Here is a 24,115-nt window from a genome sequence, read left to right on the forward strand (position 1 = left end):
AGGTACAATTAATCATAGGAATAAGGAGGGGTATACATGGCCCGTTTAGCTGCATTTATTGTAATGCTTATTCCAGGTCTTATGGCTGCAGGCGGCATTAAATTTATGCGTGATACATTATTTGGAAAGCTTCTTTCGCCTTTCCCATTTTTATGGCTACAATTTGTAGTGGGTGTTATTTTCTTTGTGATAGGCTTCGGCTTTTTCGCAGGATTTTTACTACATCGTGACCGCAAAAATGGAAAAGTAGCACCTCGCTTCCAAAAAAAATAAAAACAGCTATCCAAATAAGTCACAAGGACTTACTGGATAGCTATTTTTATACTCGCTGCTGTGTAGTAATGACTTTATCAGGGTAATCCGTAATCCAACCTAAAACAGCATGGTGTGGATTCGTTAAAAACGGTTCATTACCATCAATTGCATAAAAACGACAGGCTTTGCCGCTTGTAACACATGCTTCTAAATATCTTGGCTTGTAGTATCTTTTATGCATATGAACAGTATCAGCCGCTTTGTAATCAGCTAACAAATCCCATTTTAATTTTTTCGTGGCTATTAGCGCCGTTTCATATTCAGGCCTTTGTTTTTTCACAATTTCCAGTAATTCATAATGGAATGATGAGAAGTGGCTCCCTGTTGGTAATGAGAGCCCTTGTAGAAAATCTTTTAGTCCACTTTGATTGTCTAGAATGGTTGATTTTAATTCAATATTTAAAGGGAGCTTATTTGTTTTAGCCCATGCTAAAACTGCATCAAATGCTGGCATTTTAGCCGATGAAAAAAGACGCCTCCAAGGCTTTCCGAGTTTAAAGCGTAATAACTCTTCCATCGTACAATCACTCACCAGTTTATTGATACCTACTAATCTTGACAATTGTGGATCATGGTACACGATTGGACATCCCTCTTTTGAAAACTGGATGTCTAACTCAATGCCATCAGCCCCAAGCTCCAATGCCTTTTCGAAAGCTTTAAAGGTATTTTCAAGCGCATAGGCCGAAGCCCCTCGATGTGCAAACACTGGAATATAGGACAAATTAGACATTTAACTCACCAAACTCTAGCAGAAATTTCCCATTGGTCATTTTGCTTAATAAAGATGATTTTTTACCAATTTGAATATACGTCCCCGGATGCGCTTCCTTTGTTACAACAATCTCTTCTTTTCCAATATGACGCATTTCGTCCATTATCAGTTTAATTTCACGATCTAATGTAACAGCTTCTGCCTTTAATTTTGTTAAAGCTTGCTTTGTCTCTTCAAAGGATGCTGTTTGTTCTTTAGACATTTGGTTGAGGAATGGTAATAAGCTTTTCATTTTGGCCTCATGGGCTGCAATTTCTGATTGTAACTCTTTAAGCTGAACAGCTTTTTCCTGCATCATCGAATTATTTTCTTGTTTATTGACACTTTCAATAATCAAATCCGTTCGACGTTCCAATCTGTTACCTGAAATGGCAGTGACAATCGTATTTTTAGCTACAGCACGTCCTCCAATAATTTTACCTTTTCGTTCGTCCACAAAAATAGAATGAGCGGAAAGTTGTGACCCTAATGCATAGAAGCCTATATGGATACTATCCGCCGCAAATAAATTTGCTTCATTGACATGTTTGACAAAAATATTGCCGCCCGCTTCCACAACTGTTGAGCCCAGACCAAAAATGCCTCCGCGAATATAAACATCGCCTTCAATAGATTTAATTAGTTTGGCACCGCTTACACCTTCAGCACCATCAATGGAAATATCGCCAGTTGCAATTACCGTATAGCCATTTGTTACTGTTCCTTTAATACTAAGAGAACCATTAAATTCTAGATTTCCTGTTTCAACGCCCACATCACCGTTAATAGGTAGGTGTCTGTTTACACCAATCATACCTTTTACATCATCTAGAACACCAGCAATTTTCGAGCGGATCACAATTTTCCCGTCCTCTTCCACTTCATATGCTGATTTTGTATCGTATCGGATAGGAAAATCCCGTCCTGGTGCAGCAGCCACTACCTCACCTAGCACATTTTTCCCTGGTTTACCTAATGTAGCAGGAATCTTTTCACCTAGCCATGAGCCTTCTGAAATTTCTGAGATAAAATTCATATCAAAGTAATCCGCTTTTCCATCATCACGAATGACCGGTTTTCTCTCCGGTTTAGGTAAGTATGTAATTTGTGCATCCGTGCCAGCTATTGGTGGTTGCCCCTGTGCAATCAAAAATGCTTTTCCTGGTTCAGCCTTCGAAATATCAAAATCTAATATTCCATGCACAATTTCATTTTCAGCAAGTGTTTCTTGTACTTGCTGTGTTAGCTTTTCTTTATGATTTGCCATATATTCGTTTGTTTCATAGATAAAAATAGAGGCTGACATTTTATCACGGGCAATTTCAGCTTCTATATTTGGAAGCCAGCGACCAATTTCTACTGGACTTGTGTTTTGAGTAGACAGCACATTTTTTAAAATTGAAAAATTAGATAATTTAAGTCGCGGATGACTACGTAGGATGCTATCAAATTCTTTTAATGGGAATCCGGCACTAAAAGTAAGCATAAATACCTTGCCATTCTCTTCAGAAATTTCGAAGTTTTCATTTCGAACTAGAATCAAGCTACCTCCTCCTTCCCTCTATATGTAAGTATATACAATCCTCTTACATTTGTTTAGAGACCATTGTCACTAACGAGAAAGAAAATAGTACTACTTAATCATTAAAACATCCAACTATATTTTATTTCCAATATATATAAATAGGTGTATAATACTAAAAAAATGTTTATTATTTAATTTTTTTAATAAAATTACCCTTAAATACAAGGTTATTCTATTAGGATAATTTGAACGAATCGTATTCCCTCTCTATATATTATAGGATAGGATTGTCATAAAATTTAAATATTAAAGGGTCTTTGGAACTATAAAAATATCAGATATTAAGGCTCTTTATTCAAGATAACTCTTTATATTTCCAATTTGAAAGGTCGAACCAAGTTGTCCCAATTCCTCCTTGCTCATATATTGCATCCTTATTTTACCGTCTAATACGAGTCGGACTTCAAATAAATGTTCCTCTAGTTGTGTAATTTCTATTGAGTCCATTCCATCTAATTGAAAGTTGACACTTTTCATTTTGATCACCTGCTTTTAATTATTTCTTCTATGCGTAGTCCTTTGTCGACTGCTGATTGAATATAACCACTTGCATAGTGACTTTTAGGGACATCTTTAAATTGCGTTACTCTTTGAGTACCACCCAACCCTAAAAGATTTCCAATTTCTACAATTGATTCTGCACGATTTGAAATTTTTTCATTCACTTCTGAACCACTAAATGAAAGAATAGACAAAATTAATACAAAAAACAATGAACTTAACACTTTTTTTCATATGTATACCCTTATTTATACTTACATAGAAATCTAAAAACGCTATTACAAAAGTATCACCCTTCATAAGATTAGATTACCATCAAACCAAATTTTTGAAAGGGGTTAATGATATAAAAAAATACGCCTTTCTAAACAGTGGTCACACTGTCTAAAAATGGCGTTATAAAAACTCGAGGTATAATTGCTATATCAGTTTTTCTATCGTTTATTGCTAAAAATTATACGTTTAGCTAGCCATCATGTCGATGCGGATTTTGTCTGCAATCATGGCAATGAATTCACTATTTGTCGGCTTGGATTTCAAGTGATGGACCGTATAGCCAAACATCGATGAAATGGATTCATAATTGCCACGATTCCATGCGACTTCGATAGCATGACGAATAGCACGTTCAACGCGTGATGGTGTTGTATTGAATTTCTTCGCGATTTCCGGATATAAAATCTTTGTCACAGATCCTAATAATTCAATATCCTCAAATACCATTTGAATGGCTTCACGCAAATAAGAATACCCTTTAATATGTGCAGGCACACCGATCTCTTTAATGATAGCTGTAATCGTGCTGTCTAATTGATGTTGATTTAATTTTTGAGGGACGGTAGGTTGTAAAACGCTTGTCTTTTTAGGAAGTGTCGCCTTCTGTCCAGCACAATGTAAAATCTTTTGCACTAATTGGTCAAATTCAAATGGCTTTAGCATGAAATAGGATGCCCCTAGATCTACAGCCTGCTTCATGACATCTTCTTGGCCAAAAGCAGTTAACATAATTACTTGGACTGATGACATTTTCTCATTTTGATACATCGATTCTAGAACAGCTAAACCGTCAAGATGAGGCATGATTATATCTAGAAGTAAAACATCAGGTGTAAATTCCTCAAGCATTTGTAGACAAATTTTTCCATTTGAAGCCGTCGCAATAATTTCTATTTCGGCATGTCCCTGGAAATATTGCTCCATTGTTTTTAATAACTCACGATTATCATCTGCAATCGCCACTTTTACCTTTGTCATTTCAATTCCTCCTTCTGGACTTGCTTTGAACACTCCAAAGCGTTAACCTAACCCCTAAATGCCGTTTTTGGCACACTGTGGAATTTTCGACATTTTTGTTTAAAAACCTTTTTCATTTCCAAAAATGAGTATGTAGTCCGATACTTTCTTTTTATATCGACAAGTTGCGCTAAATATTGGCAAACTGTCGAAACGCTCTTATTACCTATTTTAGATAAAAAAATAAGATAAAACTACAGTTTTTTTAAATATCATGGCTCCTTTAGGTTATTATTAGAAATACTTGTTGAATTCAAGATGTTTATAACATAAAGATAAAAATCCGCAAGTCTCCAGCGGCACCTGTTCTGCCTGCGGAAAATGCGGATTTTTACCAAATGCCATCCCTATATTTAAGAAGACTTTCTTAACATTTCGGCTACTGTTAGAGCTGCTCCCTTTTTCGGCTCCTCCACAAACATATGTGTTACAGCACCGACAAATCGACCGTCTTGAATGATAGGACTGCCACTCATTCCTTGCAAAATTCCACCAGTTTTTTCAATGAGCTTTTCGTCAGAAACTATAAATTCAAGTCGTTCATTTTCAACCTTTGTTATTTCAATGGAAAAAGTTTCGACTTTTCGGCCTTCAATAGCTGTATATATTTCCGCTTTCCCTGTTTTTATATCTTTTTCATGCATAATTTCAATCGCTTTGGGTAATCTTTGTGGATAGCCTTCTTCCCAACGGCCAAAAATTCCATAAACAGTATTTTTATCTATACTGCCCAGACGTTCCTGATGTTTTTCAATGGAGGAAATTTTATAACCTGGTTGGCCAGGCGTACTTTTACGGATTTGTTGAATTGAAGCTAAAAATATGGAGCCAGCTCTAAATACAGGGGCCTCTTGTAGGGTTGAATCGACAATTTGATGACCTAGTGCACCATAGTTTTTTGTCTCTGGATCAATATAAGTCAGTGTTCCTACTCCATCTGTTTCATCTTTTAAGAAGGATATGATATGCTCTGCTTCTTGATTTTGTAATTCGAGTGTTACTTGTTTTCCGTCATTATTGATCGTCCATTTCTGTTGGCCTTCTTTAGCCATAGCTTGTTTGGCATCTGCCAGCGATTTTACAGGTATATCATTAATTTTTTCAATCACTGCGCCACCTTTCATCCACTGATTGGAAGCTAACAGTACATCATGCGCTACGAACACATGTGATAATTTAAGTTGGATTCCAATGGCTTCACCCATCGGTATAAGCTTTTTGGCGGCTAAAGCTTGTATAGGCATCACTAACAAAAAGATGAGCATAGGTAAAATGACTAATTGACGCCAACGACGATTCATACGACACCTCCTTTTCATTTTTGTCTTTTTACTATGTGTTGTTGTGGCGTTCTTATAAGCGGTAAATATTTGTGCAAAAAGAAAAAAACCAGAAACAGGGTTCAACTGTTTCTGGAATATGGTTAACGCATTTGTTTTTTTCGCTCTTCTGCCATTGTTAATAGCTCCGTTGCATGCTGTAGCGTTAAAGCAGTAATTTCTGTTCCAGACATCATACGGCTGACTTCTTCAATCCGTGCCTTTTGATCAATTTCTGATAAAGAAGTAAATGTTCGATCATGCTCGACTTCTTTCTTAATAAAGTAATGATGATCAGCCATCGCAGCAACTTGAGGTAAGTGTGAAATACATAATACCTGTGAATTAATGGATACCGCTGCAATTTTTTCTGCAATGGCCTGTGCCACTCTTCCACTAACTCCTGTGTCTACTTCATCAAAAATGATGGATGTGATACCATTAGAAGAAGAGAAAATGGTTTTCAGTGCCAGCATCATTCGTGATAATTCTCCTCCCGAAGCAATTTTCGGTAAGGACTTTGGCGGTTCTCCAACATTGGTAGAAATATAGAAAATAATTTGATCTTTTCCATTCGCATCGAAATATGGTAATTCTTCAAAATTGACAATAAATTTAGCTTTTTCCATATGTAATTCACGTAACTCTGCCATAATGGCTTCACTTAACTGTTGGGCAGCAGCTTTACGCACAGTAGAAAGTTCTGAAGCAAGCTCATTAAGCACCGACTCCATTTCGAGCACTCTTCGTTCTTTCACCTGCAAAATTTCATCGCGATTTAGCAGTTCATTTAACTCTGTTTTTATTTTTTCGAAATACGCTAAGATATCCTCCATTGTCGAACCATATTTGCGTTTTAAATTTTGGAATAGTGCTAATCGTTGTTCTACCTCATTTAAACGCGCTGGATCAAACTCCAATTCATCTAATACATTTTTGACCTGATAAGCCGCATCTTGTAGCGCATAAAATGCCGTTGTCACTGCCTCAGAAGCTTCTTTGAATTGCTCGTCCACTGTTGCTGCATCGTCCAAGGCACCCATTGCATTACCAATCCAATCAAGACCTTTTGATTCTCCCTGAATGGCCTCATAGGCAGCACTAGAACGTTCAAAAATTTTATTGTAATTCATGAGACGACGGCGTTCATCAAGAAGCTCATCTTCCTCACCTAGCCTTAAATTGGCTTCTTCTAGCTCTTTTATTTGGAATTGATACAAATCAATACGTTGTGCCATCAGTTGTTCATCGATGGAAATCGAGGCTAAGTCCTTTTTCAGCAATCGATATTCTTCATATTGTTCGCTATATGTTTTTTGAATAGGCAACAGCTGCTCTTCTGCAAACTGGTCGAGTAAATTGATATGTTGTTTTTCATCCATCAGCTCTTGGTTTTCATGTTGGCCATGAATATCAATGAGACTCGCACCAATTTCTCTCAGTACTGATAATGGCACAAGTTTACCATTTACACGGCAAATACTTTTACCTGAATCGTTTAAATCACGACGTAAAATAACTGTATCTTCTTCAATTTCAATGCCTGCTTCTTCTAATTTTTTCAGCACAGGATGCGTGGAATTCGAAAGTTGGAATAAGCCACCTAATTCAGCTTTTCTTGCCCCATGACGAATAAATTCAGTATTTCCCCGTCCACCAGCAAGTAAATGAACCGCATCAATAATAATTGATTTACCAGCACCAGTTTCCCCAGTAAGTACGGTCAAACCTCCTGAAAAGCTCACAGTCAAATCCTCAATGATAGCAAAGTTTCGAATACTAAGCTCTCTTAACACTAATTGTCACCTCTGAATCCATTTCCCCATTTTTTAAAGCATGTCTAGTAAGCGATTCTTTGTATTTTCCCGCTCATTTTCATTTCGACAAATAATTAAAATGGTATCATCTCCAGAAATTGTACCTAAAATTTCTGGCCAATCTAAATGGTCTAGTAAGGATGCAATGGCATTCGCATTACCCGGAAGAGCTTTCATCACTAAAAAGTGGGATGCTCCATCAATGCTTATAAAGGCATCCGCTAATGCCCGATGTAATTTTTGCACTGGGTTAAATCGTTGATCAGCGGGCAAGCTATACTTATAGCGACCGTCCTGTAATGGTACTTTCACCAAATGTAGTTCTTTGATATCTCGTGATACTGTTGCTTGTGTCACATTATAGCCTGCATCTTTTAGGAAATCGACTAAATCATCTTGTGTTTCAATTTCATGATTAGCAATAATATCCCGAATCCGTATATGTCGTTGTCCTTTATTCATCGTAGCCACCTCTAATAAATAATTAAATATGTGTATAATCACACTACCATTTTCAACAAAAAAGCACAAGAAAAAACACGGCTCTATAAGCGAGCACGTGTTATTTTAAAGAATTATGCGCTTCTTCAACGAGTGCATTAAAAGCTGTATATGCACGAATGTCTTCTTCTCCAATAGGATTCACTAAATGGAATAAAAATTCAATATTTCCTTCCCCACCTGTTATCGGGGAATAAGAAGCATCCTTCACAACAAATCCAATTTCTGTGGCCATTGCCGCTGTTTTTTCTAATACTTCGAGATGGACTTTTTTATCACGAACGATACCTTTTTTTCCAACTTTATCTTTTCCCGCTTCAAACTGTGGTTTCACCAATGCCATGACATCGCCACCTGGTAGCAATACTGTTTTTAACACCGGTAAAATTAATGATAAAGAAATAAAACTAACATCTATTGTAGCAAAATCAGGTAATCCTTCAGATAAATCTGCTGCCGTAGTATAACGGAAATTAGTTTTTTCCATGACGGTAACACGTTCATCCGATCGAATTTTCCATGCTAATTGATTGGAACCAACATCCAATGCATAGCAGTGTCTTGCGCCATGTTGCAACGCACAATCTGTAAATCCACCTGTAGAGGAGCCAATGTCAAGCATTAGCTTCCCTTCTACAGACATATCAAAAATTTGTAGGGCCTTTTCTAGCTTCAGACCACCACGACTAACATATTTTAAATCGGAGCCTTTTACTTGTAGAGGGGCATCGATAGCAATTTTTTCTCCTGCTTTATCGATACGTATTTCATTTGAAAAAACAAGTCCCGCCATAATGGAACGTTTTGCTTTTTCTCTTGTTTCACATAATCCACGCTCTACAAGTAAAATATCCACTCGTTCTTTTGGTTGTTTTGTCATTATTTATTTAAACCTACTTGCTGTTTTTGTTGAAGTAATACTTGCATACGTGCTACCGCATCCTCTGCTGTCATATGAATTTCTTCAAGCAGCTGATCGACGTTACCATGTTCGATATATTGATCTGGAATACCCATTCGATCAACAATTGCATTGAGATAGCCATGGTCGTGAGCAAATTCTAATACTCCGCTACCAAATCCGCCTTGTAAGACAGCTTCTTCAATGGTTAATATCGGTTTATGATTAGATAAAATTCGGTGAAGCATATCCTCATCCATCGGTTTGATAAAGCGTGCATTGACCACCTCGATATCAACACCTTGCTGCGCTAACATATCCGCTGCTTGCATGGCCATCGGAATCGTTGTGCCAAATGTTAAAATGGAAGCGTCTTTTCCTTCTCGTAAAACTTCCCAGCTACCGATTGGTAATGCTACAAGCTCATCATCTAGCGTGACGCCAATCCCATTACCACGTGGGTACCGTAGTGCAATTGGACCACCATCGTACTCAATAGCTGTTTTAACCATATGTTGCCCTTCATTCTCATCTTTAGGCATCATAATCGTCATATTTGGAATATGGCGAAGGAAAGCGATATCAAATACACCCTGATGCGTTTCACCATCTGCTCCAACTAAACCAGCACGATCAATACCGATAAAGACATTTAAATTAGGACGCGCAATATCATGCAACACTTGGTCATAAGCACGCTGTAGGAATGTTGAATAAATGGCTAAAAACGGCTTCATATTTTGTGTAGCTAAACCTGCTGCCATTGTTGCTGCATGTTGCTCGGCAATCCCCACATCGAAGAAACGATTTGGAAAATCTTGTTGAATACCTTGTAATTTTGATCCGACAGGCATAGCAGGTGTGATCGTCACGATTCGCTCATCTTCATGAGCAATTTTACGAACAGTTTCTGCAATTAAACTACTCCATGCTGGGCCTTTAGTCTCTGACTTAACAAAGGCACCATTTTCAATTTTATAAGGACCTGTTCCATGCCAATTTCCGATCGTATCGTCTTCAGCGGGTTTATAGCCCTTTCCTTTTTTCGTAATTACGTGAACAAGGACTGGCCCTTTCACTTTTTTTGCATGGGATAATGTCATTTCCAATGCTTCAAAATCATGACCATCAATAGGACCAAGATATTTAAAGCCTAACTCCTCAAAAAAGACACCTGACACCACTAAATATTTTAAGCTATCCTTAAGTCGTTCCGCAGTAGAAGCAAGCTTTCCACCTAATACCGGAATTTTATTAATAAGTGATTCTAGCTCTTCTTTGGCTTTTGAATACTCCTTGGCAGTACGCAAACGACCTAAAACACTGTGAAGCGCACCAACATTTGGAGCAATGGACATCTCATTATCATTTAGGATGACAATCATATTCGTTTTGGCATGACCGATATGATTTAACGCTTCAAGCGCCATACCGCCAGTTAAAGCGCCATCCCCAATAATAGGAATTACATAGTTATGTTCTTTTTTAATATCACGTGCTGCTGCCATACCCATGGCTGCTGATAAGGAAGTCGAGCTATGACCAGTTTCCCATTCATCATGTTCACTCTCCACGCGCTTTGGAAATCCACAAAGCCCTTTGAACTGACGAAGTGTGTCAAATTGACTCGCACGACCTGTTAAAATTTTATGCACGTAAGCTTGGTGGCCAACATCCCACAAAAACTTATCTTTTGGACTGTCAAACATTTTATGCAACATTATCGTAAGCTCGACTACTCCTAAATTCGGCCCGATATGTCCCCCTGTGACAGAACATTTTTCGATTAAGAAGGTACGAATTTCTTGCGCTACCTGCTCAAGCTCCTTCTTATTTAAGTTTTTTAAAAAGGATGGACTAGTTATTTTATTTAAATCCACCTTTCTCACACACCTTTTCAATAAAATATTCACCGCATTCGTTTTCACTATTATAGCAGTGTTATCAATATGCTAAAAGTACGAGCACTTCATTGTTTACAATTTGTAAACGTTCCCACCTATTCTAGCATATTCTTTTCCTTCAATGCCTTGATTTTCTCTTAGTTTTTACGATGAACAATATATGCCGCAAAGTATCGTAATAAGCTAGCATCTATTGGTAATTGATCGAGTGCATTAATAGCATGTTGATAATGCTCCGCAAGCTTTTCTTTCGCTCCATTTAGCGTTAAAAGTGCTGGGTAAGTACTCTTATCACTAGCTACATCTTTCCCAGCCGTTTTTCCTAGTTCCTCTGTTGTTCCTTCGATATCTAAAATATCGTCTTGAATTTGGAAAGCTAGGCCAATATGATGGGCATATTCCTTCAATGTAGCACGGTCTTGTTTAGATGCGTCTGCTAATACAGCTCCCGCTTCAATACTAAATCTTAATAAAGCACCGGTTTTATTAACATGGACTTGTTCCAGTTCAGTTAAATCAAGCTGACGCTGCTCACCTTCCATATCCAGTACTTGACCACCAACCATGCCCTCAGCACCTGCGGCAACGCTTAACAATTGAACAAGCTCAATTCGCTTTTCAGCCGTTAAATCCATGCGCGCTAAAATACCAAACGCCAATGTGTTTAATGCGTCTCCCGCCAGTGTTGCAAGTGCTTCTCCATAAACTTTGTGGTTTGTTGGCTTTCCTCTTCTAAAATCATCATTATCCATGCTTGGTAAGTCATCATGGATTAACGAATACGTATGAATGATTTCAATGACAGCCCCTACAATTAAACCATCCTGTAAATTTTTTTGATAAAGCTCAAGGACAGCTAATACAAAAAGTGGTCGTATACGTTTACCGCCTGCCTTTAATGAATATAGCATGGAGTCCTTTAAATCTACTGGAGCATCAATTTTTGAAACAAGTGCAAACATAGTTTCTTCAATTTGTGGTATGTTGCTTTCGATAAAGTACTTTAATGGCTCATTCATTTCCTAATTCTCTCCCTTTAGTGGATCAAATGCTGTTGTTTCACCTGTCTCTTGGACAATAGATACTAGCTGCTCTTCAGCATGCTGCAGCTTACTATGGCAAAACTTTGATAGCTCCATTCCTTGCTTGTATAAATCAATCGCATTTTCCAATGGCACATCGCCTTGTTCTAGCTGGCGAACTATTTCTTCCAATGCCGTCATAGCATCTGCGAAAGTTTGTTGTTTTTCTGTCACAACGATTCCCCCTCATTCTTTGGCAACATATCCTTCACTTCAGCCACAACCTTCCCATCATGGAAAGTCAATGTCAGAAGATCCTTCTTCTGCACGTCAGTGGACGATTTGATCATATGTTGATCTTTATAAGCGACTGTAAATCCTCTTGTTAAAATGGAAAGTGGATTTAATGCTTCTAATGTTCGAATGGTTGCCTCAAATTGTTGTTGCTGCTTCGCTACATAATAGGTTGTAGCACGTGTTAATTGTTGCATGCGCGCTTCTAGTTCCCGTTGATGGAAAGCAAGTGCTTTTTTTGGTGAATGTTGTGCCACCGTACTATGTAATTGCTGAAGCTGAGCACTCTTCTTCATCAAATCTACCTGCATAGCTGTTTGCAATCCTGACTCGAGCTGTGCCAATCTTTCAGTGAACGGTCGATAAAGCCTTTCTGGCATTGACAGTGGATAAGACTGTTGGAGCTTATTAAGACGTTGTCGTTCAGCCATAAGTTGCGACCTAACTACTTGATGAATTTGAGATTTTTGCGAAAGTACCCGTTGGAATAGCTCCGCTTGATCTGGTACTGCCATCTCAGCGGCCGCTGTTGGTGTAGGTGCACGTAAATCAGAAACATAATCGGCAATTGTCGTATCTGTTTCATGACCAACTGCGCTAATAATAGGGATTCGACTATCAAAAATAGCTCTCGCCACTATTTCTTCATTGAATGCCCATAAGTCCTCGATAGAGCCTCCCCCTCGTCCGACAATCAACACTTGACAAGTTGCATCTTGATTGGCACGTTGAATATTTTGCACAATATTTGGTGCCGCCTGTGCTCCTTGTACGAGTGTAGGGTAAATCAGAATTTCAGCTAGAGGGTAACGTCTCTTTAAAGTCGTACAAATATCTCGAATCGCTGCTCCTGTTGTTGATGTTAGCACACCAATTTTTTTAGGAAACTTTGGGATCGATTGTTTCCATTCTAATTTAAAAAGCCCTTCTTTTTGTAATTGCTCTTTTAATTGATTAAAGGCAACAAATAGACTACCTATACCATCCGGTTGCATTTCTTGGACATATAGCTGATAAGTCCCGTAGCCTTCGTAAACGTTTACATCACCACGGATAAATACTTGCATACCTTCTTTTGGTTCAAATGCTAATTTCGTGGCAGCCGTTTTAAACATGGTGGCAGCAATTCTTGCCCCATCATCCTTTAATGTAAAGTAAATATGGCCAGATTGATGAATTTTTACATTTGATAGTTCACCTTTCACATACACTTCGCGTAGGTGAGGGTCTGCATCGAATTTTCGTTTAATATATTTTGTTAATGCTTTTACAGTTAAATAAGAAGCAGAGGACATGTTTTCGGCTCCTTTACTAAGATCAAGTTTTTCACAAAAACTACACCTATCATAACATTTTTTACTGGTGTTGACGCGTTTAAATGCAGTTTCGCTAGAAAAAATGCCTGTCTTTTATCTATCAAAAAACAACTATAACATATTCATACACGTTCTAACTAATAGAAATTGACTATTCAATGAATAACAAAACAAGGTCCCATAACAACAATTGTTATGAGACTTTACATTTTAATAAAATAATAATAATAGTGTTCCTACAATAAAACAGTAGTACGTAAAATAGCTAAGTTTACCACTTTTCATAATGCCCATAAACCAACGCATGGCAAAGTACGTCATAATAAGTGTGGCTAGAAAAGTCGCTGCATAAGGAATCGCTAACGCACCTTTATTAGGCTCATCTAAAAAATCAGTTATTCCTAATACGACCCCACCTAAGCTTACTGGAATATAAAGCATAAAGGAGAAACGTAAAGCTGTATCCTGCCTCATACCTACTGCAATAGCTGAAATAATCGTAGCACCTGATCGGCTAATACCTGGTGTGAGAGCGACTGCTTGCCCTAACCCAACAATAATGGCATCCTTCGCACTTAAATCTGCATCTTTTTTCTTCCCACGCATATTACGAATCAACCATAATGCTGCACCCGTAACAAACAACATGAGCGCAATTGTCGTCATACTCACATTGTCAGCAATAACATCACTTAATAATACTCCTAAAACGCCCGCCGGAATAGAACCTATAATGATATACAAGGCAAAACGAAAATCAGCATTGTAGCGCTTCTCACGTGTTTTCAAGTACAAGAAGAAATGGGAAATCAATCGCACTATATCCTCACGATAAATATAAACAATAGCAAGTAACGACGCTGTATTGGTTAGAATGGCGAACGTAAACCCTTGTTCACCAAGCCCTAGAATTTCGCTGGCAATCATCACATGTCCACTTGACGATACGGGAATTGGTTCTGTAAACCCTTGGACAAGGCCAATAATGATATGCTTCACAATTAACACAATATCGATATTCTCCATAAAAACCTCCTACTAAGTATGTATGTCCCAAACGTTACATTAGACGTCAAAAATAGCATAAAAGTTCTGGAATCGATCCATAAAAAAAGTCATCCCAACACGATATTGAGATGACTCCTTGAAAAGGCTATTTAATAGCAAGCTTATTTTCAGCTGCTTGTACAGTGTTGAATAGTAACATTGTGATGGTCATCGGTCCAACACCGCCTGGTACAGGTGTGATATGAGACGCTAAACCATCTACTTCAGCAAAGTTTACGTCGCCGCATAATTTATTATTGTCATCACGATTAATGCCAACATCAATTACAACAGCCCCTTCTTTCACATGCTCTTTTGTAATAAAGTTTGCACGTCCAACAGCAGCAATTAATATATCCGCTTGTTTTGTAAATGAAGGTAAATCTGGCGTTTTGGAATGTGTATACGTAACCGTAGCATCTTTTTGCAATAGTAGTTGCCCCATTGGCTTACCAACAATATGACTACGTCCTACGATTACAGCATGTTTTCCTGCAATTTCAATTCCTGAATACTCAAGAAGCTTCATTACGCCAAAAGGAGTACAAGGTAAAAATGTTTCTTGGCCAAGCATCATTTTCCCAACACTGACAGGTGAGAAGCCATCAACATCCTTCTCGACAGCAATTGTCGCGATGACTTTATCCTCATCAATATGTTTTGGAAGTGGTAATTGTACTAAAATACCGTGAATATCTTCACGTTGATTTAATTGTTGAATTTGTGTTAATAATTCCTCTTGCGTCGTTTCTTCTGGCAATTTAATCAGTTCCGAATACATACCAATTGCTTCACAAGATTTTTGTTTATTTCTCACATATGTAGCTGAAGCTTGGTTGTCCCCAACTAACACAACCGCTAAACCAGGTGTTAACCCTTGTTCTTTTAAACGAATTACACGCTCTGCTACAGCATTACGAATTTCTTGACCAATCTCTTTACCATTAATAATTGCACTTGACATAAACCTTCGTTACTCCTTCCAATTCAACACATTATTCTTGTTCTGTAAATTTAGAAAGTACACCATTGACGAATTTAGATGAACTATCATCGCCAAATGTTTTACATAACTCGATTGCTTCGTTTAGTACTACTCTTTTTGGTGTTTCTGGCATGTATAACAGCTCGTATACAGCTAGGCGTAAAACAGTTCTCTCAATTTTGGGTAAACGGGCAAGTGACCACTTTTCAAGATGCTGTTCTAATGTAGCATCAATCTCCTCCAAATGTTCAGCTGTTCCAGTAACAATTTTTTCGTAGAAGGCATTTGTCGGTTGGCCTTTAATATGACCCATTGCTTCTTCAACTGTTAAATCTGTATTGTCTAGCTGAAACAAAACTTGCAACGCTTTTTCGCGTGCTTCATGTCGTTTCATGTAAAGCTCTCCTTCTTAAGTGGCATTAAGGTTTATAATAGCATAAAATCGCCCGAGAAACACGATTTCAAGCAAGTTTTCAATAATCTGAAACCTTTTTCAAGAAACTTTTTGCGCATCTAACAATTCGTGTTGAGCATTCCAAAATGATTGTTTAATTCACAAAATGTTATAATAAAGAAAATTGAAAGAATCTTCAGAGGTGTTCACAATGCAATATGAAGCTATTTGCACAAGCTGTAAAAAACCATTCAAGCTCCAAGAAGGTGAAGTACAATATAAACAAATGAAAGAACGTAAAGCTCACCTATTTTATTGCGAAGAGTGCAAGCATAAAATTCGCTTTGATGCCATCCGAAACTTCTTTAGCTACTACTAGTGGAGGCCATTATGAAGGAACATTATTATACAATCGGTGAGGTTGCCAAGCTGTCCAATCTATCCGTTCAAACTTTACGCTATTATGATCAGATCGATTTATTTAAGCCCGCATATACCGATACTTATACCAATTATCGCTATTATAAAGATAGTCAAATTTTCTATTTAGATATCATTAAATCACTTAAATATATTGGCATTTCGCTAGAGGATATAAAAAAAGCGCTCAAATTAACGTCTGAAGAACTACTTGACTTTTTTGCTCAGCAGGAGCTAAGAATTGATAATAAAATTTCACGCTTGAATGAAGTTAAAAACACGTTATTAAAAACCAAAAAGCAATTACAAGAACAAATTGATATCCCCTTCTTTGGTGAGGTGTATATACAGGTAGAGGAAGCAATGCCCATTCTACAAGTGACAACTAGCGAATTAACTCCAACTTCTAGTACCAATACATATTACGCAACACTTACAAAAATTATTGAGAAGGAAGGCAGTGTATTAAATAGTCGCTATGGTTGTATATATCCGCTCGCTCCCTATGAAGATGTGAATGCAATTATTTATGATGCCATTTTCACCCCTCTATTAACAGAGCGAATATTTTCGAAGCTATCGTCAAATATTGAGCAAACAATTATACCTGCTGGTACATTTGTCTGTATTGCATTTATCTACCACCCGGATACCTACTTTTCTTTTTATGAAAAATTAAGGAATTATGTCATGGCTCAGTCAGAAACTTTTGAATCTCAAGTTTATGAACTGTATATGCCTGCAACCCTTACTTTAGAGCATGAAAAGAAATTCATTGTTGAATTAAAGATTCGGAAAAAACAATAAAGATACGCTTTCCGGTTATGTATAACTCTCCACATTAATTTCCAAACTGATAAAAAATCATCAAATTGAAAACAAATCTTTTGACCCTATAGTTACTATAGGGTTTATCGTATTACATGGAAATATTCTAGTAGAATGTCAATTTCATGTATCGTGAACGAATAAAAGGAGAACATTATGAGCAAGAAGCAAAATATAACATTAGCAATTTTACTATCGAATCTATTCATTGCCTTTTTAGGTATTGGTTTAGTCATCCCTGTTTTACCAACCATCATGAATGAGCTTCATATTTCAGGCTCTGTCGTTGGTTATATGGTTGCAGCCTTTGCTATTACGCAACTGATCGTGTCACCCATTGCTGGTAAGTTAGTCGATAATATTGGCCGCAAAGTCATGATTGTTGCAGGGCTTTTTATTTTTGGACTTTCTGAGTTTTTATTTGGATTGGGACGTTCCATTGAAGTCCTCTTTATTTCTCGAATGTTAGGTGGCGTGAGTGCGGCCTTCATTATGCCAGCCGTCACTGCTTATATTGCCGATATTACAACACTATCTCAACGCCCGAAAGCCCTTGGCTATATGAGTGCTGCCATTAGTACAGGCTTTATAATTGGTCCTGGGATCGGAGGGTTTTTAGCCGAATATGGTACACGTGTTCCTTTCTATGCGGCAGGTGTCCTAGGTCTTGTAGCAGCAATCTTTTCATTGGTATTTCTAAAAGAACCAACACGTGCTGGAGATAAGGAAGATACACCAACATCAATTTTAGGGAGTGCCAAGCGAGTATTTAGCCCGCTTTATTTCATTCCATTTATTCTTATTTTCGTCCTATCATTCGGCTTAGCTGCATTCGAATCATTATTTAGTTTATTCGTCGACCATAAATTCGCCTTTACGCCATCAGATATCGCCATTATTATTACAGGTAGTGGGATTGTAGGTGCATTGGCACAATTATTACTTTTTGATTGGCTGACAAAGAAAATGGGAGAAATTAATGTCATTCGCTATTCACTGATCCTTTCAGCGGTCTTGACTTTTGCTATGACTATCGTGAATCATTATTTTGCCATTTTATTTGTCACATTCTTTATTTTTGTTGGTTTCGATTTAATTCGTCCAGCAGTCACTTCCTATTTATCTAAAATTGCCGGCAATGAGCAAGGGTTTGTGGGTGGTATGAACTCTATGTTTACAAGCCTTGGTAATATTTTCGGTCCTATTTTAGGCGGGATATTGTTCGATATTAACTTGAACTATCCATATTACTTTGCCACAATTGTTTTAGTGATTGGAGTCATCCTTGCGTTATTCTGGAGAAAACCAAAGCATATTGAATTATAAACGAACAGCGATACCATATTATGAATGAATTTCCAAATTAAAAAAGGATTGCCCACAGATTAATGTCATCTACGGGCAATCCTTTTAGTTTTATTCATGTACCACAGTTTCTTCTTTTTCGAAATGAATCGCTGTAATATGCACATTTACTTCTGCAGTTTCGAGTGCTGTCATATTAAAAATAGCTTGGCGTATCTGTGTTTGTACTTCCTTCGCTACCTTAGGAATGGCATATCCATATTTCACAGAGCAAAATACATCAATAGCGATTTCACCCGTTTCTGTTACACCTGATTTAATCCCTTTATTGTGTACCTTTTTACCGAAACGTTCCACGACACCTGTCGCAATATTACCACGTGTTGCAGCAATGCCTTCGACCTCATTTACTGCGATCCCTGCCACAACCTCGATAACCTCTGCCGCTACTTCAATTTTTCCAAGCTCTTCTTTTCCAGAAGGTGTTGGTTGTACGAAAGATTGTCCTACTTTCTCTGCCATACAAATATCATCCTTTCCCTTACACATCACAAACAAATGCTGTACTTACGCTTATTATACTATAAAAAGGAAGGTTTGGCTGTCGAAAGCCGTTATAATTTATAAAGAAGCTTTATGAAATAATTATTATTGATCCTGAACATCTATTAAATAAATCCCCTTCTCAAAGCCTCCGCGCTCTATTTTCTTTTGAATACGGAATGCCTCAAGCTCTTCATAGCTCACACCTAGTGCACTGATTGCTGTATGTACTAGCTCTAAAATATCTACTAATTCCTCAACCTCATCTTGTACAGTAATAGCTTCATGAAACTCCCTAGCTTCCTCGAGCATTTTTGCTTTCACTTCCATTAAAAGCTCATTTGGTTCTAGAGTACGTGCACGATAATTTACACCTTTTGCATCCATTATTACTAAAATATTATCTCTTATTAGCTTACTATATATAGGCATACTGATCCCCCCACCTCAACTGCTCTACCCAAATTATACGATGGTATAAACAAAAAACGAATGCTTACTTCACTTTTTCTGCGACACCCAATACAGCATTCTCTTCAAGGAACTTCGTTTCGAATTGTGCTGATTTAAAGACATCATTATTCATGAGTGCTTGGTGGTAAGGAATGGTTGTTGTTGCGCTTAGTTTAATAAGAATAGGATTTTCGTGAATGATGAATCTCATAGCTAGTCCTTTTTATGCTTTCAAATCAATCATAAGAACGCTCATAGGTGTTACAGTCGCTTCGAACACATCTACAAGATTTTGCAATCTCCATTTAACTACCAACTATCACTCTAATATGTTATGTTATTAAATAAAAAGAATTTTCTGTTATTTAAGGAAAAGATAGAAATATGATGGGGGAATGAAGATGAAAATTAGAACAGCAACAATTCAAGATGCACAAGGTATTGGAAAGGTCCATGTTGACAGTTGGAGAACAACCTATAAAAATATTATTCCTGATAGTTTTTTAGATAAATTATCCTATGAACAACGAGAAAAATTATGGGAAGGAAATATCAACAGAGAAGATAATTATGTTCTTGTCGCTGAAAATGAAATTGGAGAAATTGTTGGCTTTGCAGTTGCTTCAACTAGAGAAACAAACGTTGAACGTAATTCAAGTGACTTAACCTCGATTTACCTACTAGAAGAATATCAAGGCAAAAGGATTGGAAAACTTTTATTGAAAGAGTTATTTATGTATTTTAAACAGAAAGGGTATCAATCAATATTTGTAGAAGTATTAGCAGAAAATAAAACACGTTTATTCTATGAATATTACGGAGCGGAATATGTGAAAACGGTGCAAATTAATATTGGTGGAAAAGTGTTAGAAGAATACGTCTATGTGTGGAATGATATTGATAGGGTATTGGAAAAACTAAAATAGGGACTATGATCAACCATTCGACATTCAAAACAATAGCCATCATGGCTTGTGAGTATGATTCAACCTCATTACACACAAGTCCTTTTGCTATGCTCTCACAATCAACAGTGAGATTAATCCACTTGAACAAATCATCCACTAAACGTTTAAAAGTATAACTATATTCGCTGATTGTCACCTAACGAACGCCTGACAGACGCATTTGCTCTTTCATAATTAACAAAGCACTATTAATTTCTACACCTTTCTTAGCCTCATGTCATTCAGCTACATCAATCATTAGCTTTGGTGGAGTAATGAGCATCGTATCTTCCTCTTTAAACGTACCATCAAAGCTTGGTAACTGTATAGCTTCTGTCATATCTTCTAAATCAAAGTCCCTTGTACGCTGATCTTTTCTAGATAAACAAAAAACCTCCAACTGTAAAAGTTAGAGGTTTTTAAAATAGCGAACGCTTACTTCGCTTTTTCTGCAACACCCAATACATCATTCTCTTCAAGGAACTTCGTATTGAATTGCGCTGATTTGAACACGTCATTGTTCATGAGTGCTTGGTGGAATGGAATGGTTGTATTGATTCCAGGACCAGATACTTCAAATTCACTTAGCGCGCGATTCATTTTCGCAATCGCCTCTTCACGTGTATTAGCATGAACAATCAGTTTTGCCACCATTGAATCATAGTATGGTGGAATTGTATAACCCGCATAGACAGCAGAATCAATACGTACACCATAGCCACCTGGCGTTACATACGTATCAACAGTTCCTGCTGAAGGCATGAAGTTTTTATAGGCATTTTCTGCATTAATACGGCATTCAATAGCCCAACCATTTAATTGAATATCATCTTGAGTGAAAGGTAGTTTTTCACCAGATGCAATTTTTAATTGTTGTTGTACAAGATCTACACCAGAAATCATTTCTGTTACTGGGTGCTCTACTTGAATACGAGTATTCATTTCCATAAAGTAGAACTTGTCCTCTTGATAGTCATAAATGAACTCAATTGTTCCAGCACCTTCATAGTCACAGGCTTGGGCTGCTTTTACGGCAGCTGCACCCATTTCAGCACGGCGTTCAGAAGAAAGAGCTGGAGATGGAGCTTCCTCTACTAACTTCTGCATACGACGTTGAACAGTACAGTCACGCTCGCCTAAATGCACGACGTTACCATAGCCATCCGCTAAAATTTGGATTTCACAGTGACGGAAGTACTCGATGAATTTCTCTAAATACACGCCAGGGTTACCGAATGCAGCAGCAGCCTCTTTTTGCGTAATATCAATACCTTTGACAAGATCTTCTTCTGTACGTGCTACACGAATGCCTTTACCGCCACCACCAGCAGTTGCTTTGATGATCACAGGATAGCCAATTTTAGCAGCCCATTCTTTACCTGTTTCGATATCTGGCACAATACCAGTACCAGGAACAAGCGGAACTCCTGCTGCTTCCATTGTTGTACGTGCTACGTCCTTGATACCCATAATTTTAATGGAATCAGATGATGGACCGATAAATTTAATGCCAGCGTTTTCACAAGCTTCTGCAAAATCAGCGTTTTCCGACACAAAGCCATAGCCTGGGTGAATACCGTCAGCACCTGTTTTTTCAGCTACACTAAGTAGAGCTGGGAAGCTAAGATAAGAATCTTTCGATAGCTTCGGTCCAATACAGTAGGCTTCGTCTGCTAATTTCACATGTAATGCGTCTGCATCTGCTTCAGAGTACACAGCAACTGACTGTATGCCTAACTCTTTACAAGCACGAATGATACGCACAGCGATTTCGCCGCGGTTTGCAATTAAAACTTTTTTCATGGATTTGCACTCCTTACTCAGCTTTTACAAGGAATAATGGTTGGCCGTATTCTACTAATTCGCCATCTTTCACAAGTACTTCAACGATTTCCCCTTGCACTTCTGCTTCAATTTCGTTGAATAATTTCATTGCTTCTACGATACATACAATTGTTTCGTTCCCTACTTTGTCGCCTGCTTTTACGTAAGCTGGTGAATCTGGGTTTGGTGATTGATAGAAAGTACCGACCATTGGAGATACAATTTTATGTAGCGATGGGTCGTTAATCGCTGGTGCCGCTGTAGCTGGTGCTTCTTCCACTTTAGCTGACGCTGCTACTGGAGCTTCTGCTGGTGCAGATTGTTGTACAACAGGTGCTACTACTTCTTTTTTAGGTGCTACAGTTTCTGTAACAACAATATTATTCTTTTTTAACTTAACTTTTGCGCCATCTACCTCATACACAAACTCGTCAATTGAAGAAGAATCTACTAATTTAATAATTTCGCGAATTTCTTGAATTTTGAACATTTCTAACTCTCCTTATGAAATAAAATCTACTACAATAACTATTTTATATTTTTTCGAATCAATTTGAAACAGTTAAATGAAAATTAAGTAAATATGAACAAAATAAAAGGCTTTCCTTTACTAAGCGAAAGCCTTTTCATAACGCTGATATATAACAACGCTCTATAAATAAACTAAAAATTTATTATTTTCTATACTTTTAATAATTATTCGCGCTGAACTTTACTTGTACATCATTTGCGCCTTCCATCTCTGTTCTTACTAAGTATATAATTTCATTTGCTTGGGACTTTGATAATTCTTCAGCCATGACTGTAACAGACACTTTTTCTCCTTCAGCACGAACAAATGCATCAGAATAACCTAATGATTTAATGAGCATTTCAAGCATCGCTTCTGCTGATTCTCGTTTAATAAGACCATCCATTTCATTGAATGCCTCATTTTTTTCGTCAGCGGAAGATTCTTCTGAAGCAATTTTTTGTGTTAACTGCTCACGAAGTTGACTTCTCTCATCACTAACTTGCATACGCATTTCTTCAAATAAATGACTCGGTGAAGAAACTTCTTGTGTCACATCATTCGTTGCTTTTTGATCTGTAACACCACTTACAGCTGTTTGTTGTAATGTATCATCTGTAAAAATAGTAAGTCCATTGAACTGTTTTGCTGGATCAACCAAATAATACACTGAAATGACTGCTACTAAACTTAATAATGTCATAAACCAAACTGTTCTTCTACGTACGCGCATTTACTTTTCCTCCTTATTTTCCATTGGAACAATAATAATTCGATGAATCGGCAACTGCATCACTTGACTGACGACTGCACGAATTTCATTTTTCACAAAGATATCGGATGCACCTTCTGAAACAACTAGCATTCCTGTTACGTTTTTCGCGCCTTGCTCAGTCCCTCGAAAATATTGGCTGAATAGTTTATTGGCATCTTGATCATCTGTCATCTCTCCATAATAAAAATAGACTTTAACCTCCCCAACACCTTGCATTGCTTTCAGTGTTTGCTCAAGTTTTTCTTCATTAGTGAGCGGTGAACCTTTGTCGTTCGGTGAATTCGTTTGATACATAGGCAAAATGATGAAAATACCAACGGAGGCAGCTACCAGTATTAAAACCATTAATGACGTTGTTTTTTTTCGTGTCTTTTCCACATCACTTGTACATTGCCTCCTTTCATCTTCTCTTTTTCAAGTGTATGTACGCTTGTTTCTTCCTATGAATTGATAAATGGAATCTTTAATAGCAATTGCAAAAATACTAACGTGATGACCAATTTTGTAAGTGAAATTATTTCCTTATCATCCGTTAGAAACACAAATATCTGACAAACAAAG

28 protein-coding genes are annotated in these 24,115 nt (G+C 37.5%); 5 read left to right on the top strand and 23 right to left on the bottom strand.

Annotation, left to right across the window (positions count from 1 at the left end):
- The first annotated feature begins 36 nt into the window (after positions 1-36).
- Positions 37-273 carry a DUF2627 family protein gene (locus MKY88_RS15050; protein WP_008179922.1) on the top strand — a complete coding sequence of 79 codons (237 nt, stop codon included), beginning with the start codon at positions 37-39 and terminating at the stop codon, positions 271-273.
- 46 nt (positions 274-319) lie between these two features.
- Here MKY88_RS15050 and MKY88_RS15055 read toward each other — a convergent pair whose 3' ends face one another.
- The 16 genes from MKY88_RS15055 to nusB form a co-directional block, all read right to left on the bottom strand.
- The gene (locus MKY88_RS15055; protein ID WP_069481915.1) at positions 320-1,048 is read right to left on the bottom strand and encodes a glycerophosphodiester phosphodiesterase; all 729 of its coding nucleotides are present in this window, start codon (positions 1,046-1,048) and stop codon (positions 320-322) included.
- Positions 1,041-2,612: a DUF342 domain-containing protein gene (locus tag MKY88_RS15060; protein ID WP_069481916.1), complete on the bottom strand. Its 1,572-nt coding sequence runs from the start codon at positions 2,610-2,612 to the stop codon at positions 1,041-1,043. Before MKY88_RS15060 ends, MKY88_RS15055 begins: the two co-directional genes overlap by 8 nt.
- Before the next feature lie 333 nt (positions 2,613-2,945).
- On the bottom strand, positions 2,946-3,131 hold the full coding sequence (locus tag MKY88_RS15065) for a hypothetical protein (RefSeq protein ID WP_340814042.1): 186 nt from the start codon (positions 3,129-3,131) through the stop codon (positions 2,946-2,948).
- A 5-nt stretch (positions 3,132-3,136) separates the two neighbouring features.
- Positions 3,137-3,367, bottom strand: coding sequence for a hypothetical protein (locus tag MKY88_RS15070; protein ID WP_340814043.1), 231 nt, complete (start codon positions 3,365-3,367; stop codon positions 3,137-3,139).
- A gap of 250 nt (positions 3,368-3,617) precedes the next feature.
- Entirely contained in the window at positions 3,618-4,409 is a 792-nt protein-coding gene (gene spo0A, locus MKY88_RS15075; RefSeq protein ID WP_069481919.1) for a sporulation transcription factor Spo0A, read from the bottom strand.
- A 392-nt stretch (positions 4,410-4,801) separates the two neighbouring features.
- The gene (locus MKY88_RS15080) at positions 4,802-5,749 is read right to left on the bottom strand and encodes a SpoIVB peptidase S55 domain-containing protein (RefSeq protein ID WP_340814044.1); all 948 of its coding nucleotides are present in this window, start codon (positions 5,747-5,749) and stop codon (positions 4,802-4,804) included.
- A 122-nt stretch (positions 5,750-5,871) separates the two neighbouring features.
- The gene (gene recN, locus MKY88_RS15085) at positions 5,872-7,563 is read right to left on the bottom strand and encodes a DNA repair protein RecN (protein ID WP_193832526.1); all 1,692 of its coding nucleotides are present in this window, start codon (positions 7,561-7,563) and stop codon (positions 5,872-5,874) included.
- Positions 7,564-7,596: 33 nt separating this feature from the next.
- The gene (ahrC, locus tag MKY88_RS15090; RefSeq protein WP_008179906.1) at positions 7,597-8,046 is read right to left on the bottom strand and encodes a transcriptional regulator AhrC/ArgR; all 450 of its coding nucleotides are present in this window, start codon (positions 8,044-8,046) and stop codon (positions 7,597-7,599) included.
- 100 nt (positions 8,047-8,146) lie between these two features.
- On the bottom strand, positions 8,147-8,965 hold the full coding sequence (locus MKY88_RS15095; RefSeq protein WP_340814045.1) for a TlyA family RNA methyltransferase: 819 nt from the start codon (positions 8,963-8,965) through the stop codon (positions 8,147-8,149).
- Complete coding sequence (gene dxs, locus MKY88_RS15100) at positions 8,965-10,866, bottom strand: 1-deoxy-D-xylulose-5-phosphate synthase (protein ID WP_340814046.1); 1,902 nt, start codon at positions 10,864-10,866, stop codon at positions 8,965-8,967. The genes MKY88_RS15095 and dxs overlap by 1 nt, the downstream gene beginning before the upstream one ends.
- Before the next feature lie 161 nt (positions 10,867-11,027).
- Positions 11,028-11,909, bottom strand: coding sequence for a polyprenyl synthetase family protein (locus MKY88_RS15105; RefSeq protein WP_340814047.1), 882 nt, complete (start codon positions 11,907-11,909; stop codon positions 11,028-11,030).
- A 3-nt stretch (positions 11,910-11,912) separates the two neighbouring features.
- A complete protein-coding gene (xseB, locus tag MKY88_RS15110; RefSeq protein WP_193832530.1) occupies positions 11,913-12,146 on the bottom strand; it encodes an exodeoxyribonuclease VII small subunit in 234 nt (77 codons plus the stop codon).
- On the bottom strand, positions 12,143-13,501 hold the full coding sequence (gene xseA, locus MKY88_RS15115; protein WP_340814048.1) for an exodeoxyribonuclease VII large subunit: 1,359 nt from the start codon (positions 13,499-13,501) through the stop codon (positions 12,143-12,145). Before xseA ends, xseB begins: the two co-directional genes overlap by 4 nt.
- 231 nt (positions 13,502-13,732) lie before the next feature.
- The gene (locus MKY88_RS15120; RefSeq protein ID WP_258268990.1) at positions 13,733-14,548 is read right to left on the bottom strand and encodes an undecaprenyl-diphosphate phosphatase; all 816 of its coding nucleotides are present in this window, start codon (positions 14,546-14,548) and stop codon (positions 13,733-13,735) included.
- Positions 14,549-14,675: 127 nt separating this feature from the next.
- Positions 14,676-15,533, bottom strand: a complete 858-nt coding sequence (gene folD / locus MKY88_RS15125) for a bifunctional methylenetetrahydrofolate dehydrogenase/methenyltetrahydrofolate cyclohydrolase FolD (protein ID WP_193832533.1) — start codon at positions 15,531-15,533, stop codon at positions 14,676-14,678.
- A 31-nt stretch (positions 15,534-15,564) separates the two neighbouring features.
- Positions 15,565-15,948 carry a transcription antitermination factor NusB gene (gene nusB, locus MKY88_RS15130; protein WP_008179889.1) on the bottom strand — a complete coding sequence of 128 codons (384 nt, stop codon included), beginning with the start codon at positions 15,946-15,948 and terminating at the stop codon, positions 15,565-15,567.
- A 211-nt stretch (positions 15,949-16,159) separates the two neighbouring features.
- On the opposite strand from nusB, the gene MKY88_RS15135 reads away from it, so the two are divergent.
- The 3 genes from MKY88_RS15135 (at position 16,160) to MKY88_RS15145 (ending at position 18,522) form a co-directional block, all read left to right on the top strand.
- Positions 16,160-16,327 (top strand): DUF2197 domain-containing protein, encoded by a 168-nt coding sequence (locus MKY88_RS15135; RefSeq protein ID WP_083244710.1) that lies wholly within the window; start codon positions 16,160-16,162, stop codon positions 16,325-16,327.
- 11 nt (positions 16,328-16,338) lie between these two features.
- Entirely contained in the window at positions 16,339-17,175 is an 837-nt protein-coding gene (locus tag MKY88_RS15140) for a MerR family transcriptional regulator (RefSeq protein ID WP_193832534.1), read from the top strand.
- A gap of 177 nt (positions 17,176-17,352) precedes the next feature.
- Positions 17,353-18,522: an MFS transporter gene (locus MKY88_RS15145; RefSeq protein WP_340814049.1), complete on the top strand. Its 1,170-nt coding sequence runs from the start codon at positions 17,353-17,355 to the stop codon at positions 18,520-18,522.
- A gap of 90 nt (positions 18,523-18,612) precedes the next feature.
- Here the strand turns inward: MKY88_RS15145 and MKY88_RS15150 are convergent, their stop codons facing one another.
- The 3 genes from MKY88_RS15150 to MKY88_RS15160 all read right to left on the bottom strand — a co-directional run bounded on the left by MKY88_RS15150 (position 18,613) and on the right by MKY88_RS15160 (position 19,708).
- Entirely contained in the window at positions 18,613-19,023 is a 411-nt protein-coding gene (locus tag MKY88_RS15150; protein WP_036126940.1) for an Asp23/Gls24 family envelope stress response protein, read from the bottom strand.
- Positions 19,024-19,149: 126 nt separating this feature from the next.
- Entirely contained in the window at positions 19,150-19,476 is a 327-nt protein-coding gene (locus MKY88_RS15155; protein WP_340814050.1) for a nucleoside triphosphate pyrophosphohydrolase, read from the bottom strand.
- Positions 19,477-19,540: 64 nt separating this feature from the next.
- Positions 19,541-19,708, bottom strand: a complete 168-nt coding sequence (locus MKY88_RS15160) for a hypothetical protein (RefSeq protein WP_186321086.1) — start codon at positions 19,706-19,708, stop codon at positions 19,541-19,543.
- A 190-nt stretch (positions 19,709-19,898) separates the two neighbouring features.
- On the opposite strand from MKY88_RS15160, the gene MKY88_RS15165 reads away from it, so the two are divergent.
- A complete protein-coding gene (locus tag MKY88_RS15165; RefSeq protein ID WP_144787516.1) occupies positions 19,899-20,423 on the top strand; it encodes a GNAT family N-acetyltransferase in 525 nt (174 codons plus the stop codon).
- Between the two features lie 456 nt (positions 20,424-20,879).
- Here MKY88_RS15165 and accC read toward each other — a convergent pair whose 3' ends face one another.
- The 4 genes from accC to MKY88_RS15185 form a co-directional block, all read right to left on the bottom strand.
- Positions 20,880-22,247: an acetyl-CoA carboxylase biotin carboxylase subunit gene (gene accC / locus MKY88_RS15170; RefSeq protein WP_328200323.1), complete on the bottom strand. Its 1,368-nt coding sequence runs from the start codon at positions 22,245-22,247 to the stop codon at positions 20,880-20,882.
- Positions 22,248-22,260: 13 nt separating this feature from the next.
- A complete protein-coding gene (gene accB, locus MKY88_RS15175) occupies positions 22,261-22,758 on the bottom strand; it encodes an acetyl-CoA carboxylase biotin carboxyl carrier protein (RefSeq protein WP_193832536.1) in 498 nt (165 codons plus the stop codon).
- Between the two features lie 199 nt (positions 22,759-22,957).
- A complete protein-coding gene (locus MKY88_RS15180; RefSeq protein WP_008179871.1) occupies positions 22,958-23,512 on the bottom strand; it encodes a SpoIIIAH-like family protein in 555 nt (184 codons plus the stop codon).
- Positions 23,513-23,932: a hypothetical protein gene (locus MKY88_RS15185; RefSeq protein WP_069481930.1), complete on the bottom strand. Its 420-nt coding sequence runs from the start codon at positions 23,930-23,932 to the stop codon at positions 23,513-23,515.
- Positions 23,933-24,115: the final 183 nt, after the last annotated feature.

The organism is Lysinibacillus sp. FSL R7-0073 (genome assembly GCF_038009065.1).
In the GTDB taxonomy this organism is placed as follows: Bacteria; Bacillota; Bacilli; order Bacillales_A; family Planococcaceae; genus Lysinibacillus; species Lysinibacillus fusiformis.

Bases quoted from the DNA above. Each gene is read 5' to 3' on its own strand.
- MKY88_RS15050 (WP_008179922.1), top strand. From the start codon at position 37: ATGGCCCGTTTAGCTGCATTTATTGTAATGCTTATTCCAGGTCTTATG.
- MKY88_RS15055 (WP_069481915.1), bottom strand. From the start codon at position 1,048: ATGTCTAATTTGTCCTATATTCCAGTGTTTGCACATCGAGGGGCTTCG.
- MKY88_RS15065 (WP_340814042.1), bottom strand. From the start codon at position 3,131: ATGAAAAGTGTCAACTTTCAATTAGATGGAATGGACTCAATAGAAATT.
- spo0A (WP_069481919.1), bottom strand. From the start codon at position 4,409: ATGACAAAGGTAAAAGTGGCGATTGCAGATGATAATCGTGAGTTATTA.
- MKY88_RS15080 (WP_340814044.1), bottom strand. From the start codon at position 5,749: ATGAATCGTCGTTGGCGTCAATTAGTCATTTTACCTATGCTCATCTTT.
- ahrC (WP_008179906.1), bottom strand. From the start codon at position 8,046: ATGAATAAAGGACAACGACATATACGGATTCGGGATATTATTGCTAAT.
- MKY88_RS15095 (WP_340814045.1), bottom strand. From the start codon at position 8,965: ATGACAAAACAACCAAAAGAACGAGTGGATATTTTACTTGTAGAGCGT.
- MKY88_RS15105 (WP_340814047.1), bottom strand. From the start codon at position 11,909: ATGAATGAGCCATTAAAGTACTTTATCGAAAGCAACATACCACAAATT.
- xseA (WP_340814048.1), bottom strand. From the start codon at position 13,501: ATGTCCTCTGCTTCTTATTTAACTGTAAAAGCATTAACAAAATATATT.
- MKY88_RS15120 (WP_258268990.1), bottom strand. From the start codon at position 14,548: ATGGAGAATATCGATATTGTGTTAATTGTGAAGCATATCATTATTGGC.
- folD (WP_193832533.1), bottom strand. From the start codon at position 15,533: ATGTCAAGTGCAATTATTAATGGTAAAGAGATTGGTCAAGAAATTCGT.
- nusB (WP_008179889.1), bottom strand. From the start codon at position 15,948: ATGAAACGACATGAAGCACGCGAAAAAGCGTTGCAAGTTTTGTTTCAG.
- MKY88_RS15135 (WP_083244710.1), top strand. From the start codon at position 16,160: ATGCAATATGAAGCTATTTGCACAAGCTGTAAAAAACCATTCAAGCTC.
- MKY88_RS15140 (WP_193832534.1), top strand. From the start codon at position 16,339: ATGAAGGAACATTATTATACAATCGGTGAGGTTGCCAAGCTGTCCAAT.
- MKY88_RS15145 (WP_340814049.1), top strand. From the start codon at position 17,353: ATGAGCAAGAAGCAAAATATAACATTAGCAATTTTACTATCGAATCTA.
- MKY88_RS15150 (WP_036126940.1), bottom strand. From the start codon at position 19,023: ATGGCAGAGAAAGTAGGACAATCTTTCGTACAACCAACACCTTCTGGA.
- MKY88_RS15155 (WP_340814050.1), bottom strand. From the start codon at position 19,476: ATGCCTATATATAGTAAGCTAATAAGAGATAATATTTTAGTAATAATG.
- MKY88_RS15160 (WP_186321086.1), bottom strand. From the start codon at position 19,708: ATGAGATTCATCATTCACGAAAATCCTATTCTTATTAAACTAAGCGCA.
- MKY88_RS15165 (WP_144787516.1), top strand. From the start codon at position 19,899: ATGAAAATTAGAACAGCAACAATTCAAGATGCACAAGGTATTGGAAAG.
- accC (WP_328200323.1), bottom strand. From the start codon at position 22,247: ATGAAAAAAGTTTTAATTGCAAACCGCGGCGAAATCGCTGTGCGTATC.
- accB (WP_193832536.1), bottom strand. From the start codon at position 22,758: ATGTTCAAAATTCAAGAAATTCGCGAAATTATTAAATTAGTAGATTCT.
- MKY88_RS15180 (WP_008179871.1), bottom strand. From the start codon at position 23,512: ATGCGCGTACGTAGAAGAACAGTTTGGTTTATGACATTATTAAGTTTA.